Raw genomic sequence first — 16163 nt, forward strand, 5'->3', positions numbered from 1 at the left:
GCTTCTGATCTAAAGTCCATTTCTTGTATTTCATGTTTCAAATATATAAGTTTGAAATTTAAAATAACACTCCGAACTTATCGGGGGCTAAAATAGATGAGATTGCATTATTGAAACAGAAATAATCTGAAAAATAAATTACAATGGAAGTTGTTGCATTCCTAAACGTTGCATTTTGGATCAAAAAATTTTGTAAATTTGTCAAAATAAACGACTATGAGAACTATAACTTTAAAAATAAACGAAAAAAGTAAAGCAGGTAAACTACTGACTGCTATGATACATTTATTTAGTAAAAACAAAAGTGATGTTGAAATTATAAACACTCCAAATTTTGACACGTTAAAATCTATGGAAGATGCTAAAAAGGGCAAAGTTATTAGAGCTAAAAATGCTGAAGCATTACTTGCAATTTTAAAGTCATAATGTTTACAGTAGTTGCGACAAATAAATTTAAAAAAGATTTTAAACTTTGTATAAAAAGAGGTTTGAATATCGATTTAATTGAGAACGTTATTTTTCAGTTAGAAAAAAATGGCTCTTTGAATTCAAATTTAAAACCTCATTTGTTAAAGGGAAATTTTAAAGGATTTTGGGAATGTCATATTCAACCAGATTGGTTGCTAATTTGGCAACAAGATGATGAAATTAAACTCATGTCCCTAACTCGTACAGGAACGAATTCTGATCTATTTTAATTTTTTTCAAATTTATGATACTAACAAAGTAAATTATTTGAAAAGTTATTGTACAAATAATTTTAGGTTAGTTAGTAGCTCTCTCTTGTTTCATGTAAATTTCAAAAAACATTTAAGGGTGTTATTGTAAATTGTTAGACAATGATTTTTTTTATTAAAATCACGCTTTGAAAACTACTTATTTGATTGCGAAATTCGTTATTTTCACGTAAAATAAAAAATTATAACAATTGTTGATGCTTTTGTTATATTTCTTTATGTAAATTTGTATCATATAAAAATTAGCAACACCATGAAACCAGACTTATTTCAATCTCCAGATTACTATAACCTAGACGATTTACTAACAGAAGAACACAAATTAGTTCGTGATTCTGCCCGAGCATGGGTAAAACGTGAAGTGTCCCCAATTATAGAAGAATATGCTCAAAAAGCAGAATTCCCAAAACAAATTATTAAAGGGTTAGGTGAAATAGGTGGCTTTGGCCCATATATTCCTCAGGAATATGGCGGAGCTGGTTTAGACCAAATTTCCTACGGGCTGATCATGCAAGAAATTGAACGTGGCGATTCTGGTGTTCGCTCCACTTCATCTGTGCAGTCTTCTCTCGTGATGTATCCTATTTGGAAATACGGAAACGAGGAACAACGTGTTAAATACCTGCCTAAGTTAGCTACCGGTGAATTTATGGGATGTTTCGGATTGACAGAGCCTAATTACGGTTCAGATCCAGGAAGTATGATTACCAACTTTAAAGACATGGGGGACCATTATTTATTGAATGGTGCTAAAATGTGGATTTCAAATGCTCCCTTTGCAGATATAGCTGTAGTTTGGGCAAAAAATGAAGCAGGAAGAATTCACGGTTTAATTGTAGAACGTGGCATGGAAGGTTTTTCTACTCCTGAGACACACAACAAATGGTCACTTCGAGCGTCCTCAACAGGGGAACTTATTTTTGATAATGTCAAAGTACCAAAAGAAAATTTATTGCCTAATAAATCAGGATTAGGAGCGCCACTTGGTTGTCTTGATTCAGCGCGATACGGAATTGCATGGGGTGCTATCGGTGCCGCGATGGATTGTTACGATACTGCTTTGCGTTACGCCAAAGAAAGAATTCAATTTGACAAACCCATTGCAGGAACACAATTACAACAAAAGAAGTTAGCCGAAATGATTACCGAAATCACCAAAGCACAATTGTTAACTTGGAGATTGGGTGTTTTAAGAAATGAAGGACGTGCAACAACCGCTCAAATTTCGATGGCAAAAAGAAATAACGTAGACATGGCAATTAACATTGCTCGAGAAGCCAGACAGATATTAGGAGGAATGGGAATAACTGGAGAATATTCTATTATGCGACACATGATGAATCTAGAATCTGTAATTACCTACGAAGGAACACATGACATACACCTACTAATTACTGGTATGGATATCACAGGAATTCCAGCTTTTAAATAGTAGTAAACGACTATTAAAGTATTTATAAAATTGATAGTAAAAGCTTCTTGGAAACAAGAAGCTTTTTTATATTTACATAAAAAATACCACCTATGAATATTGCAACAATCAACAATAGTATTCAGTCCCAAAAAGAACTATTGTTACAACATACTTTATACAAAAAAGTAAAAACCGTTGAGGATTTACAGTGTTTTTTAGAAAATCATGTTTATGCGGTTTGGGACTTTATGTCTTTGTTAAAAGCTTTACAGTCTAAATTAACGTGTACAACAACTCCGTGGTTCGCAACAGAAAACCCACAAACTAGGTATTTAATTAACGAAATTGTGGTTGCGGAGGAATCTGATTTAACATTAGACGGAAAGCGCTCTAGTCATTATGAGATGTATATTGAAGCGATGAAAGCCTGTGATGCGAACACCAGTGGAATCGAACATTTTTTAACTGAGGTAGATTCGCTTAAAAACATATTTGTTGCAATCAAAAAAAGCAATTTGCATCCTAATATCAAAGCTTTTTTAGATTTTACATTCCGAGTTATAGAAGAAGGAAAATCACATGAAATTGCTGCTGCATTCACTTTTGGTCGCGAGGATTTAATTCCGAGTATGTTTACCGAAATCCTAAGAAATTTTCAAGCCAATTTCCCCGAGACGGATTTAACTAAACTTATTTATTATTTCGAAAGACATATTGAATTAGACGCTGATGAACATGGTCCTATGGCAATGAAAATGATCACGGAATTATGCGGAACAGATGCACAAAAATGGTCCGATGTGGAGGAAATTTCTATCCTAGCACTCGAAAAACGCATTGGACTTTGGGATGCTATTGAAGAATCACTTACTTTGAAAGTAGAGTTGGCCTAAAACCATTACTTTCCTATATACGTAACTATTATTTGAAACTGAATTCACTTTAATTTCGAAATAATGAAAAAACACTTTCAAATAATAGTTGCGTTCTTCTTATTACTTTCTAATGCCAATTGTACTACGGAGAGTTCGATTCCAGAACCAACGCCAATAAATACTGTCCCCCAAACACAAGGAAAGACCTATACTTATTTAGCCCTTGGAGACAGTTACACCATCGGACAAAGCGTTTGCGAAACGTGTGGCTTTCCAGCACAATTATCAAAAAAACTAGCTGATTTAAATCCGAGCGATACCTACTCCCATAAAATTATTGCACAAACAGGCTGGACAACGACCAACTTGCTTTCGGCTATTGCAACTCAAAACCCAACTTCAAATTACGATTTAGTCACTTTACTTATTGGTGTAAACAATCAATATCTCAACAAGCCTTTTGCATTATATGAAAAAGAATTTCCTGAATTAGTGCTTAAAGCTATCGCTGCCGCAAAAGGAGACAAAACAAACTTAATTGTAGTCTCTATCCCAGATTATACCTATACTCCTTTTGGACAAGCATCCGGCAATCAAACCAAAATTTCAACAGAACTAGATCACTATAATGCATTTGCGAAAAAATATTGCGAGGACAATTCGATTATTTTTATAAACATTACCGACATTACTCGACAAGGTTTAACAAATCCCAACCTCGTGGCTACAGATGGTTTACACCCATCCGAATTTGCCTATTCTTTATTTGTAGAGCGAATTTTACCAAAGGCAACTGTTGCCGTCCACAATTAAAATGATTCTGTAAAGACACAAACCTAACTAAAATAACATTCTAGTCTATTTTGGTTATCTTTATTTTTTAAAATAAAAAAATGGCTTCTCAAGAACGATTAACCAGAGCTTATAATGAAGCTAAAAGAATTCCTTTTGACGATCACTCAAAATTTATTCTCTTTAGTGATTGCCACAGAAGCGACAATAGCTTTGCTGATGATTTTGCAAGCAATAGAAATGTTTATTTTCATGCAATGAATCAATATTACAATGAAGGCTTTACTTATTGCGAATTGGGAGATGGTGATGAATTATGGGAAAATATTTTTTTTAAAACTATTTTTGAAGCACACAAAAACGTTTACTTATTGCTCAAGAAATTTCATGATTCTAAAAGATACTACAAAATTTGGGGCAACCATGAGATGACTTTTAGAGATAATGAGCATGCAAAAAAAGCACTCTCAACGTATACCAATACCCAAAATGACAGAATAGAACCTTTATTTACTGGGATACAATGCCATGAAGCTCTTGTTTTAGTCCATCAGGAAACGAATCAAGAATTGTTTTTAACGCACGGTCATCAAGCAGATTTCATGAATTACATCGGTTGGAAAATCAATCGGTTTATGGTACGAATACTATGGAAACCATTACAAATATGGGGCATTTCTGACCCAACGAGTCCAGCTAAAAACTACATTGAACGAATAAAAATTGAACTCCGTATCAAAAAGTGGATTGAAAACAACAATCGAAAAATTACTATTGTGGGACACACCCATCGCCCCAGTTTTTCTTATCCAAGCCCAAATTCAACTCCATATTTCAATGATGGAAGTTGCGTACATCCCCGAAGCATCACCGGAATTGAAATTGCAAATGGAACGATAACATTGATAAAATGGTTTATCGACACTAAGGAAAATGGCATTCTTCAGGTAGTTAGAGAAGTGCTGGAAGGTCCAACCAACTTAAAAGATTATAAATAAAAAGCGAGAATCTCTTCTCGCTTTTTTTAATTTAATTCTCTGGAGCCAACTCTAGTTCTAATCCTTCGAGGCTTTCGGTGATTGGTATTTGACAGCCCAAACGGCTGTTTGATTTGACATAAAATGCCTCTGACAACATGGCTTCTTCATCATCACCCATTTCTGGCAAGGGCACATCGTTCAAAACATAACACTGACAAGATGCACACATGGCCATACCGCCACAGGTTCCTTCTACAGGAAGCTCATAAGCTTTACATAATTCCATGATATTCATGGCCATATCCGTAGGAGCTTGCAGTTCATGTACTATTCCTTCTCTGTCTTTAATTTTTATTAATACATCCATTTATTTAAATTTGGAATTGGTTGGTCATCAATTTATAGCGTACTGGAAGTCGTGGAAGATTTGAGCGCCTTAATTAGAAATTAGCGATTTTAACAGTACAAAAAAACCACAAATAAATCATCAAAAGAATACCCCTTTTAAAAAAATCTAATACCTATTAAAAAGGGCATTTTCTTTTAAAGGGAAAATTTTAACGTATTTACATGATATTTACAACAGTTTCAATTTGGGGAGCAAACTTTTTGATGGTCGTTTCCACACCGGCTCTCAGTGTCATTTGGTTAACACTGCAACTAGTACAGGCTCCTTCAAGGCGAACTTTTACGTGTTTACCATCCTCGATAGAAATCAGTGTTATGTCCCCACCATCTGAATTTAAAAAGGGTCTAATTTCTTCTAGTGCCTTTTGAACTTCTATTGTTAATTCTTCTGTTGTCATTTTGTTTGTTTATAGATTTAAAGAGTAGAAAATGTAAAGAGTAGAAATCATGTAAAAGATCCTAATTTCTACTTTTTCTAATTCTCTAATTGTCAATTTTCTAATTTTTTTTCACTGCTGAACAACCCGCCATCGTTGTAATCTTAACCGCTTCTGTGGCTGGTAAACTTTCATTTCTGTTGATAACTTCGCGTACTACATTTCTCGTAATTTCTTCAAAAACAGTTTCAATTATTGAACCCGCTTGCATTGCTGCAGGTCGGCCGTAATCTCCTGCTTCTCGAATGGATTGTACTATGGGCACTTCACCTAAAAACGGTACTTCTAAATCATCTGCTAGATTTCTAGCTCCTTCTTTTCCAAAAATGTAGTATTTATTTTCAGGTAGTTCTTCTGGTGTGAAATAGGCCATGTTCTCAATAATTCCTAAAACTGGAACATTTATCGCTTCAGACATAAACATGGAAACTCCTTTTTTGGCATCAGCCAAAGCAACCGCTTGCGGCGTACTTACGATTACAACACCCGTGATAGGCAATGATTGTACAATCGAAAGATGAATATCTCCAGTACCCGGTGGCAAATCGACTAACATAAAGTCTAATTCTCCCCAATCAGCATCAAATATCATTTGGTTCAACGCTTTTGAAGCCATAGGTCCCCTCCAGATTACTGCTTGACTTGGCGCTGTAAAAAACCCAATAGAAAGAATTTTAACTTCGTAACTTTCAACAGGTTTCATTTTTGATTTCCCATCAACGGTTACAGAAATTGGCTTCTCGCTTTCAACATCAAACATAATAGGCATCGACGGCCCGTAAATATCAGCATCAAGGATCCCAACTGAGAATCCCATTTTTGCTAAAGACACCGCTAGATTAGCAGTAACAGTAGATTTCCCTACTCCTCCTTTACCAGAAGCTACTCCTATGATATTTTTTATTCCAGGGATTTGTTTCCCTTTAATTTCTGGTTTGTCCGGAACCTCTACTTTACTATTGATTTTTATTTTTGCAGCAGCAGATACTAATTCAAGAATTGCTTTTTTAATGTCCTCTTCTGCCCGTTTTTTAATATGCATGGCTGGTGTATGCAAAACTAAATCAACTACAACCTCATCGCCAAAAGTAATTACATTTGCAATTGCTCCACTCTCCACCATGTTTTTTCCTTCTCCAGCTATAGTAATCGTTTCTAAAGCTTTAAGAATATCTTTTCTATCTAATTTCATTTTTAGTTAATTGTTTTCTATTGGCAATGTAACGCCAGAATATTATCTTTATTTAAACTGATTTCAGATTACAAAGATAGCGGATTAAGTTCTTTAAATAAAGGAATTGGATTGGATTTATTGATGAAGAAATTGTTGGAGATTATCAGGAACCAATCTATTTTTTCGACTATGAATACTTAAGTAGTGCTCCATTATCGATTACTCAATCCTAACTTCCGGCTGCCAAAAATGCTTTTCGAAATCTACAATCTGATTTTCAACCACAACTATCCCTTCATTTTCTAATAATTGCTGCATGAGATTCGTTCCGTCAAAATGCAATTTCCCTGTCAGTAATCCCTTTCTGTTAACTACCCGATGTGCAGGAACATCGTCCAAATTATGCGAAGCATTCATCGCCCAACCCACCATTCGAGCTGAACGAGCAGTTCCTAAAGCTTTTGCAATTGCTCCGTACGAAGTGACTTTCCCAAATGGAATTTGCCTCGCAATTGCATATACTCTTTCGAAAAAATTGTCGTTTGTCATGCTTCCAAAAGGATAATAAGGGTGCCTAATTTAAGTAGTAATTTACGGAAATTACTTTAGATAATACCGTATGATATTGATCAAGGTAACTAACGATATGAATCCTGTGATGCTTCCAATAATAGTATTCATATTACGCATCAAATAATCAGTTTTATCTTGTATTTTTTGAAAGAAGGTAATGTAGAAATAGAATACCAAAAAAGAACCCAATACCACTCCTGAAACAAAAATAAAAACGTGTGCAGTATCAAAGTAAAAGAGATTGTACGACGCTAAAGTGACACTTACAAAGACGTAATAAGGAATAGGAAAAAAATTCAGTGCTGAAAGCAGCATTCCGAGAAAAAAACGGGTGGAGGTACTCTTTTTTTTAATTTTACCTTTTTTCTTTTTTGGCTTTTTAGCGACCAACAAAAAATAGATAGTTAATGCTGAAAAAATCCCAAAACCTACTTCCCGCAATAAAACAATTACATCTGGTCGTTCCTTAATAAACTGGGCAAAAAATATGGCTAGTGCAGCTTGAAAGAAAATTACAATTACGGCTCCTAAAACAAACCAAAAAGCACTTCTTTTTCCTTCTTTGAGATTCACTTTGGCAGCTGTCATATTAATCAATCCCGGAGGTGTAATCCCTACGAAGGCAGTAACGAAACCCAAAAACAAGGAAGTAATTAAATTCATAGGCCAAGTGCAAAATCAAAAAAATCTATTTCAAATATAAAACTATTGTTTAATTTTGAATCGAATATACGTAATTGCTTTGTTAACTTGCAAATATTGTTTCTCATAAAAAGTTTGAAAAGCAGTCACTTCCTCTGGACTTCCTTCATTTACATATACATTGTGATTGGCATACAACACTTCATGTCCTTCCCCGTGCAACAACCCTAAAGTATAACCATGCATAAACTCACTATCGGTTTTTAAGTTTACCACACCGTCTTTCTTGAGTACTTTTTTATACAACTGCAAAAATTCAGAGTTGGTCATTCTGTGTTTTGTCCTTTTGTATTTTATTTGTGGATCTGGAAAAGTAATCCAAATTTCGTCTACTTCATTTTCAGCAAAAATATGATTGATTAATTCAATTTGAGTTCGGATAAACGCCACATTATGAAGGCCGGTTTCAACTGCAGTTTTGGCACCGCGCCAAAAACGGGCTCCCTTAATATCTATTCCAACAAAGTTTTTATTGGGATATCTTTCGGCAAGACCTACCGCATACTCTCCTTTTCCGCAACCTAATTCTAGCACTAGGGGATTATCATTTCTGAAAAATTCAGAATTCCATTTTCCTCTAAGGGGAAATAAATCTCCTACTACTTCCTCTCTCGTTGGTTGAAAAACATTTGTGAATGTTTCGTTTTCCTTGAATCTTTTTAATTTATTTTTGCTTCCCACTTTTTTACAATATTTCGGCAAAATTAAGGAATTATATAAGACCGAATGCCATCGCGGTAAAAAAATGAAAAAACGTTTTTCACCAGCATCCTATTTTCATCCTTTCAGCCTATGCCCTAGTTGTTAATTCGCTTTCTATCAAGGAAATTTTTGTTTACCTTTAGATAAATAATCAGGCCATGAAAAACCTTATTTTATTTATTATACTACTGTTGTTCAGCTTTTTAAATTCTAGCGCTTCTTGTTTAAGAAACACAACAAGTAACAAACCTTCTTTGAACCTACCGCTCCCTAAAAAGAAAAACACCATCTCATATATCAAAGTGGACAGCTTAGTCATTACTAGATTTTTTAAAGTATATCCTAATTTAAAAAAACACAAATTGGATGTACTGGCTTTATACAAAAAACGAAACTACCATTCCGTGTGGTTTGACAAGGAAGGAATTATAGAGTTTGCCCATTTACTCCATTCCAAAGTAGATCAACTCGAGCAGGAAGGCTTAAAGTCAAGCTTTGCCTACAAAGATAAAGTTGCTCTCATTTTTAATAAACAAGTAACGCCAACTCTCACTCCTACTGAAACTGAATTACTGCTATCCACAATGTTTATTTTTTATGCCAAAAAAGTTTACAAGGGCATTGATCCTGAAAAAATAAGGGAAATTGGCTGGTTTATACCCCCAAAAAATCTTTCTTACACCACTCTACTGCAGTCTTTATTAACTGATCCACAATCATTAGAAAAAGATGATAATTTGCTATTTGGACAGTATTACAAACTCCGCGATGTGTTAAAAAAATACCAACAAATGGAACAAAATGGGGACTGGAACGTAATTGTTAAAGACTCCTCAATACGGGAATACAAACTAGGTGACACTTCCAAAACCATTGCTCAAATCAGGCAACGACTTGCTATCACTGGTGATTTAAAACAAGACTCTAAAAGCAATCGCTACGATGAAGAGCTGCTGGCTGGTATTCTAAATTTCAAAAAAAGAAATGGCTATAAATCAGATCCACTCATTACCTCAAGCCACATTCAAAGGCTAAACATTCCTATTGAAAATTATATCAAAACAATTATGGTAAATATGGAACGTTGCCGTTGGGTTGCGCCAGAACTTAACAAAGCACCGGAATACATCATTGTGAACATCCCGTCTTTTAAACTATTTTTTAAAAGAGACGGCAAAACCGAATTAGAATCAAATATTTTTGTCGGTAGTACCATGAATGAAACCGTTATTTTTAGCAGTATGATTAGTCATCTGGTATTTAGTCCCTACTGGAATATCCCAACAAGTATTGTTCAAAGCGAAATAAAAACAGCGATGGATGGAGATAAAAACTACTTAATTGATAATGACATGGAGTGGAATAAGGGTCGAGTGAGACAAAAACCAGGTCCAAAAAATCCATTAGGAAAAGTAAAATTTATCTTTCCCAGTTCTAATGACATATACTTACACGACTCACCATCCACAACTTTATTTGAGTCGGAGTACCGCGCCTATAGTCATGGATGTATCAACATAAATAAGGCACAAGAATTGGCTTATTTAATTTTAAACAACAATCCTGAGTGGCCCGTGGAACGCATAAAGAAAGCGATGGATGGCGATAAGGAAACTACCTGCTATCTAAAAAATAAAATTCCAGTTCACTTGGGTTATTTCACTACTTGGGTCAATGATTCTGGCGAAATTAGTTTTTTTAATGATATCTATTTAAGGGATGATCGTTTAGCAGAACTCCTTTTTGACAATGACTCCAAATAATACTACTGTTTCGATTTTAATGTTTTGATCATCATGTCTTCCAGTGAAGCTTTTACCTTAATCACTTCATTCGAATTTTCATTAGGTACTGTCATTGATAACACATACTGCTGTATTTTCCACTCTTTATCTATTTTTACCAAAACACCTGAACCCCGGCAAATCTTCATTTGGGTATTCAACAATTCATCGAACCAAGCTATTTTACCCGTTGCATCAGAATAAATATGCCGTTCCAAAGTAGTAAAACTCCATGCTTTTCCCTTATCAAAATGCGGCTTTGCATACGTTTGAAAAGCTGCTTTACTCCAGTTTTCGGTTGCATCGGTACCTATGAAAACAGCATCATCAGTCATTAAATTAAAATAGGCATTGTAATCCGCATCTGCTGCGGCTTTGTGCCATGCATCAAGCGTAGCATTGCTGTTTGCTTTTAAGCTTGCTTGATTCACCATCGTACTTTTGCAACCTGACAAAGTCATAATAATCAGTAAAATCACTATTTGTTTCATACCTTTTTGCTATTTATTCATGGTTTTTATCCCATCGGATTTTTATTTTTCCCTCTTCATCAACTGCTAGTAAATGCAATACAATTCCCTTATTTCGCTTTTCAGCTCTTTCAACTTTATCGGTGATCAACTCATCCTTTTTAGGATTTCTAAGCGGTGTCGTCAAAGCCAAATTTGTCCCTCTCCCAAAGGAATAAACACCATTCACATCCAAATTCAAAACGTTAGAGCTTACTTTCAAATCTTTTACCCCAACTAAAGCACCATTTATGTCAAAATTACCAGATAGGTTTCTAAACACGATATTATTGACGTCTCTAAACGGAAAAGCATATTTACCTATCGCAGTGATGGGTTCAAAATCAATCAATGCTCCTTGGTCTATTTTAAATTTAGCACTGCCTGCCAATGAATTTATTTTCAATTGTCCACCAGAGAGAAGCGTTCCTTGCACCGAGGTGGAAGCGGAGAGAAACCCTTTAATGTTTTTAGGTTGAAAAGATTGAATTCCAAAATTATTCAACGAAGTCAGGAATCGGGCAATATCGACACGATTGATTTGTGTGTTTGACTGTAAAAAGAAAAGGTCATCTTTTGGGACCAATTTTCCGTCAAAGGAGATTGTACCGCCAGAACTTTGCACCCAGCCATTCTTCACGATTAACTGATTATTTACCAATAGGATGGTAGCTTTAGCATTAGTCGCCTCCAGTTTACTGTACACCATTTGGTCTGCTTTCAAATTCAGCACCACTTGGCATTTATCAATTACAGCATACAATTCAGATGAAAAATCATCTTTTGTATTTTTCTTTTTAGTTGCTTTTTGACCTGAATTAGTGATAATACCTACAAATTGTTTTATATCCAGAAAAGGAGCATAAATATCCCAATTGACAATCATTTTTTCAGGATTTTCATAATACAACGTCAGAAAATTATCAATTTTCCCCTCCATAAAAACCTTATTCTTACGGTCTTTGAAATTAATTTTTTTTATCAAAAGTGCTTCTTCAGTAAAATCAAGCTCAATATCTGTTTTTACGAAAGTCAAATTTCTTGGTCCGTAATTTACTGTTGCATTTTTAACGTCTACATTTCCAGTAAACAATGGTTGTTGTATTTTTAAATCCAAGATATCAAATTTAAATTCCAGATTCACTTTGGCTTGACCATCAGAAAAATGGATAAAATCTTTAGTCACAATCTCATTCAATCGAGATACATTAAAATCTGATTTAAAACTTCCTGCCGCAGTTGTTTTTTCAAAATTAGAAATAATTCCGATGGGAATTTTAAAAGGAATTGTTTTGTATTTCCCTGAAAAATCGGTCAGGGTAATCGTAGAATTAACATCATTACAACCCGCTCCTTTTTTATATTGGTTGGTGAACGTCGCGTCAAAAGTGCAGTCGGTAATAATCCCGTCCGGTATTTTGAGTTCATTATCCCTAATGTTTGTCTTTACAATAATTTCTGGATCTCCTTTAGCATTCATGTCCCCAATAATGGAGCAACTCACATTTATAGGGTTTTTCAAGTCAAATTGGTTAATTTTAGCACTAATATTAGCACTCAATAAAGCAGAAGCTTCGCGCCACAATATGGAGGTTTTAATGGCAATATCAAAAGGAGATTTGTTTGCATCCAAACTAAAATGAGCCTTGATATCAAAAAACTCAGGGCCAATTCCAAAATTAGTGGTGGATACACTAATCTGGTTTTTAGCGTTGGAAAAATCAACTTTCAAAACACCTTCTACCATGCTGTTCTTGATAAAACTTCCTCTTTTGGTATTGAAGGCCATACTTTTGGCTAGTGTTTTCAAATACAGATTCGTCTGCCAATTTTCGTCCTTAAATGCAATTTTACTTCGTAAAGCTAGAATATCAAAATCAAACAACTTGTTTCCCATTTGATTTTCAGAAATAAAATGAACTTGATCCATTATGACTTCATCAAAGGTCGAAGTAGTAGCACTTTTTGTTTTTTCACCTTTTGGCTTAGCCCTAAAGATGTGTGTGTTTACAATTCCATTTTTTCCTTTAAATAAGTGCAAAGTAGCTTGCTGAATTTCGATTTTGTTGATGTTAATCTCGTTTGAAACCAAGTCCCAAAGATCAATTCTAATCTCAATTTGTTGTGCCTTGAGTAGTGTACGTTTATGAAAGACCCACAAACTATCCTTCAATTCAACTTGGCTTAACGCCAAAGTCATATTGGGAAAACCTTTTAAGAATTTATATTTAATATCTCCAATGTGGATTGTGCCGGTAATATTTTCGTTGATCTTAGCATTGATTTGGGTTACAATTTCTTCTTTATTAGTATTAAAATAAAGTGCCACAACCGCTGAAGATATTAAAATAAGCGCAACAACTCCCGCAAAGAAAAAACCAATTCTTTTGCTTACTTTCTTGAAACTTGCCGTATTAAAATAAGTTCTTGCGCCCTGCCAAAATTGATTCATGCGTACTCCTTTACTGTTTAAAATACAAGATACTATAAAAACTGATGCTCTTACTGATTTCAAACTACAAATTACAATTCAAATTTTTACGCCACAGTTCGAGCGCAGTACTATTAATGATAAAGAACTTGGAAAAGCCCCTTATTTATTAGCGAATAACAGCTGCTTTAAAAAAGGTAGTACTCTCTGAAATAAGGCTTTACCCTACAGCTATAAAAGATAAAAACAGCCAAAAATTTACAAAAACGAATACTATTTATTTCATAATTTTTGGATTAATAAAAAAATATTTGATGAAAATAATCTGCTAAACAACAATCTTTAAATCTTAAATATTTTATTATTAGATACTTATACGTTATTTTCTATTATTTACACCTCTACATAATAAGTACGTGTTCCATGTTCAATGATACAGCTCCTTTGCAACCGATACTACCGTACTTGATTTGATGTATTTTTGTACTGCCAACCATCCATTCTTCACGAATTAAAATTGAATCATGAAAAAATTATTTCCCCTATTATTAGTTGTTGTTTTTACACTACTGTTTACTGTTGTTTCTTGCAAAAAGAAAAATAAAGAGGTTGCGATGGCACCAGCGCGTTTAAACGAAATTGAAATACCTTTTGACAGTACTCAAATTGGGACCTTCTTTGGTAAATATCCAAAGCTAAAAAACTATCGAGGCGATGTTGAGCAATTGTACCGCAAACATGAATTTCATTATATCTGGTTTGATAAGGACGGCCTAAATGAATTTGCTGGTTTACTTTACAACAAAGTAAATAGCATGAATCTGGAAGGAATTGAAACCGCCATTCCATATAAAGAAAAATTAGACGATATCTACGATAATCCGGATGACAATCAAAAGGCTAGTATTGAAACGGAGTTACTGAGCTCTGCCCTGTACTTTTTTTATGCTGAAAAAGTATATGACGGAATCGACATTAAGAAAACAAAAGATTTAGGTTGGTTTTTACCTCGAAAAAGGCAATCTTACGGAAATTACCTAGATTCATTGTTAATCAATCCTACGTTAATTCACAAAGAAGAAAAAGGTGTTTTGAAGCAATACTTCCTTTTAAAAGATGTTTTACAGGAATACCGCAAAATAGAAAAAAAAGGCGGATGGAAAGCGATTGCTCTTGATCCAAATGTTAAATCCTATAAACCTGGAGATAGCGCTGCGGCTATTGCACAAATCAGAACCCGTTTGTTTATCACCGATGATATTTCACAAGATTCTAAAAGTGCCGTGTATGATACTGAATTAGCTACAGGAATTTTGAAATTTAAAAAAAGAAGTGGCAATACCCTCAACAAAACGATTCTGCCGGAACATATTAAATACATGAACGTGCCAGTTGCGGAACGCATCAAAACCATCATGGTTAATATGGAACGTTGTCGATGGATATCCGATGATATTACTAAATCTGAAGAATTAATTGTGGTCAACATTCCTGCCTATGAACTGACTTTTTTTAGGGATGGTGAACCAGAGTTGCGTTCTAAGGTTGTGGTAGGAAAAGCAATGCACAAAACGGTAATTTTTAGCGCACCAATGAAATATATTGTGTTCCGACCATATTGGAATGTACCAACAAGCATTCTGAAGAAAGAAATCCTTCCTGCCATTGAGAAAAATCCAAATTATTTAGAAGAACATGACATGGAATGGAAAGATAGTTATGTTAGACAGCGACCTGGACCAGAAAACTCATTGGGATTAGTAAAATTTTTATTCCCTAATTCGAATGCAATTTATTTACACGACACCCCATCCAAAAGTTTATTTGGAAAAGAAGACCGTGCTTTCAGCCATGGATGTATTCGTGTAGCAAAGCCAAAAGAACTTGCCGCAGTAATTATGAAAGATGATAAAAAATGGAATCCTGCTAAAATAGAAACCGCAATGAACGGCGGAGAAGAGTTTTGGTACACGCTTAAAAATAAAATCCCAGTGTATATTGGTTATTTTACTGCTTGGGTAGATGAGGAAGGCGTGATTCATTTTTATGAAGATGTCTACAAAAGGGATGAAACGTTAGCAACATTATTGTTTGACAAATGATAGTTTGATCTGCTCAACAATACTAATCCAAAAAAAATGACACTGTCTTATTTAAAAGTCAGTGTCATTTTTTTTATTTATCTAGAGGCAATTTTTTAATACGTTTTCTTTTTTTCAAAAGTTGTTTCCAACACTTTTTTAATTTTATCCAAGGCTCCGTGAAATGCTTTCTCGGTAGTATCGGCATAATTTGTAACGGCTAAGGGCTGCATATTAATTGGCCTGGCTTCGATAAGACATCGTTTGTCATCGAGTCCAGACCTGGCACTATTTTCGTCTCCAAGATGCACTTCTAAACGGGTGATTTTATCTTCAAAACGTGCTAAAGCGGTTCCTAATTCATCTGAAATATACGCTTTCAATCGTGCGTTCCCTTCTACGTTATTGTCTGTGTTGATTTGTACTGTCATGTTTTTATTTATTTAATGATTGTCTTTCAAATTTAACGAACGAAGTTTCAAAAAACGACTGCATTAGTAAAACATTGTGAAAATTAAGGACAAAAGAAATGGATTCAAGGTAGGTTTAGAATTAAGGGATTTG

At 34.6% G+C, this 16163-nt stretch carries 17 protein-coding genes; 8 read left to right on the top strand and 9 right to left on the bottom strand.

Annotated features, from left to right (window positions below; genetic code table 11):
- The first annotated feature begins 216 nt into the window (after positions 1-216).
- The 6 genes from IWX83_RS02210 (at position 217) to IWX83_RS02235 (ending at position 4816) form a co-directional block, all read left to right on the top strand.
- The gene (locus tag IWX83_RS02210; RefSeq protein ID WP_196827343.1) at positions 217-426 is read left to right on the top strand and encodes a hypothetical protein; all 210 of its coding nucleotides are present in this window, start codon (positions 217-219) and stop codon (positions 424-426) included.
- On the top strand, positions 426-698 hold the full coding sequence (locus IWX83_RS02215) for a type II toxin-antitoxin system YafQ family toxin (protein WP_196827345.1): 273 nt from the start codon (positions 426-428) through the stop codon (positions 696-698). Before IWX83_RS02210 ends, IWX83_RS02215 begins: the two co-directional genes overlap by 1 nt.
- A gap of 292 nt (positions 699-990) precedes the next feature.
- Positions 991-2169 carry an acyl-CoA dehydrogenase family protein gene (locus IWX83_RS02220; RefSeq protein ID WP_196827347.1) on the top strand — a complete coding sequence of 393 codons (1179 nt, stop codon included), beginning with the start codon at positions 991-993 and terminating at the stop codon, positions 2167-2169.
- Positions 2170-2261: 92 nt separating this feature from the next.
- Positions 2262-3044: a DUF3050 domain-containing protein gene (locus tag IWX83_RS02225; RefSeq protein ID WP_196827349.1), complete on the top strand. Its 783-nt coding sequence runs from the start codon at positions 2262-2264 to the stop codon at positions 3042-3044.
- Positions 3045-3107: 63 nt separating this feature from the next.
- Complete coding sequence (locus IWX83_RS02230; protein WP_196827351.1) at positions 3108-3839, top strand: SGNH/GDSL hydrolase family protein; 732 nt, start codon at positions 3108-3110, stop codon at positions 3837-3839.
- A gap of 80 nt (positions 3840-3919) precedes the next feature.
- Positions 3920-4816: a metallophosphoesterase gene (locus tag IWX83_RS02235; protein ID WP_196827353.1), complete on the top strand. Its 897-nt coding sequence runs from the start codon at positions 3920-3922 to the stop codon at positions 4814-4816.
- Positions 4817-4847: 31 nt separating this feature from the next.
- Here IWX83_RS02235 and IWX83_RS02240 read toward each other — a convergent pair whose 3' ends face one another.
- From IWX83_RS02240 to trmB, 6 genes are all read right to left on the bottom strand, one after another.
- Positions 4848-5165 carry a 2Fe-2S iron-sulfur cluster-binding protein gene (locus IWX83_RS02240; protein WP_196827355.1) on the bottom strand — a complete coding sequence of 106 codons (318 nt, stop codon included), beginning with the start codon at positions 5163-5165 and terminating at the stop codon, positions 4848-4850.
- Positions 5166-5364: 199 nt separating this feature from the next.
- Positions 5365-5604: a NifU family protein gene (locus IWX83_RS02245; RefSeq protein WP_073353585.1), complete on the bottom strand. Its 240-nt coding sequence runs from the start codon at positions 5602-5604 to the stop codon at positions 5365-5367.
- 100 nt (positions 5605-5704) lie between these two features.
- Positions 5705-6835: an Mrp/NBP35 family ATP-binding protein gene (locus tag IWX83_RS02250; RefSeq protein ID WP_073353583.1), complete on the bottom strand. Its 1131-nt coding sequence runs from the start codon at positions 6833-6835 to the stop codon at positions 5705-5707.
- Between the two features lie 201 nt (positions 6836-7036).
- Positions 7037-7366 carry an MGMT family protein gene (locus tag IWX83_RS02255; protein WP_196827357.1) on the bottom strand — a complete coding sequence of 110 codons (330 nt, stop codon included), beginning with the start codon at positions 7364-7366 and terminating at the stop codon, positions 7037-7039.
- A gap of 51 nt (positions 7367-7417) precedes the next feature.
- On the bottom strand, positions 7418-8053 hold the full coding sequence (locus IWX83_RS02260) for a LysE family transporter (RefSeq protein ID WP_196827359.1): 636 nt from the start codon (positions 8051-8053) through the stop codon (positions 7418-7420).
- Positions 8054-8095: 42 nt separating this feature from the next.
- Positions 8096-8773 carry a tRNA (guanosine(46)-N7)-methyltransferase TrmB gene (gene trmB, locus IWX83_RS02265; RefSeq protein ID WP_073353575.1) on the bottom strand — a complete coding sequence of 226 codons (678 nt, stop codon included), beginning with the start codon at positions 8771-8773 and terminating at the stop codon, positions 8096-8098.
- 179 nt (positions 8774-8952) lie between these two features.
- Here trmB and IWX83_RS02270 point away from each other — a divergent pair, with 179 nt between their 5' ends.
- Positions 8953-10557: a murein L,D-transpeptidase gene (locus IWX83_RS02270; protein WP_196827360.1), complete on the top strand. Its 1605-nt coding sequence runs from the start codon at positions 8953-8955 to the stop codon at positions 10555-10557.
- A gap of 2 nt (positions 10558-10559) precedes the next feature.
- On the opposite strand, the gene IWX83_RS02275 is transcribed toward IWX83_RS02270, so the two are convergent.
- Complete coding sequence (locus IWX83_RS02275; RefSeq protein ID WP_196827362.1) at positions 10560-11069, bottom strand: nuclear transport factor 2 family protein; 510 nt, start codon at positions 11067-11069, stop codon at positions 10560-10562.
- A gap of 13 nt (positions 11070-11082) precedes the next feature.
- Positions 11083-13539: an AsmA-like C-terminal region-containing protein gene (locus IWX83_RS02280; protein ID WP_196827364.1), complete on the bottom strand. Its 2457-nt coding sequence runs from the start codon at positions 13537-13539 to the stop codon at positions 11083-11085.
- A gap of 503 nt (positions 13540-14042) precedes the next feature.
- Between IWX83_RS02280 and IWX83_RS02285 the strand changes: the two genes are divergently transcribed.
- Positions 14043-15620 (top strand): murein L,D-transpeptidase, encoded by a 1578-nt coding sequence (locus tag IWX83_RS02285; RefSeq protein WP_196827366.1) that lies wholly within the window; start codon positions 14043-14045, stop codon positions 15618-15620.
- A 95-nt stretch (positions 15621-15715) separates the two neighbouring features.
- On the opposite strand, the gene IWX83_RS02290 is transcribed toward IWX83_RS02285, so the two are convergent.
- Complete coding sequence (locus tag IWX83_RS02290) at positions 15716-16030, bottom strand: HPF/RaiA family ribosome-associated protein (RefSeq protein WP_196827368.1); 315 nt, start codon at positions 16028-16030, stop codon at positions 15716-15718.
- Positions 16031-16163: the final 133 nt, after the last annotated feature.

It is taken from the genome of Flavobacterium sp. CG_9.1 (genome assembly GCF_015751645.1).
Lineage (GTDB): Bacteria > Bacteroidota > Bacteroidia > Flavobacteriales > Flavobacteriaceae > Flavobacterium > Flavobacterium xanthum.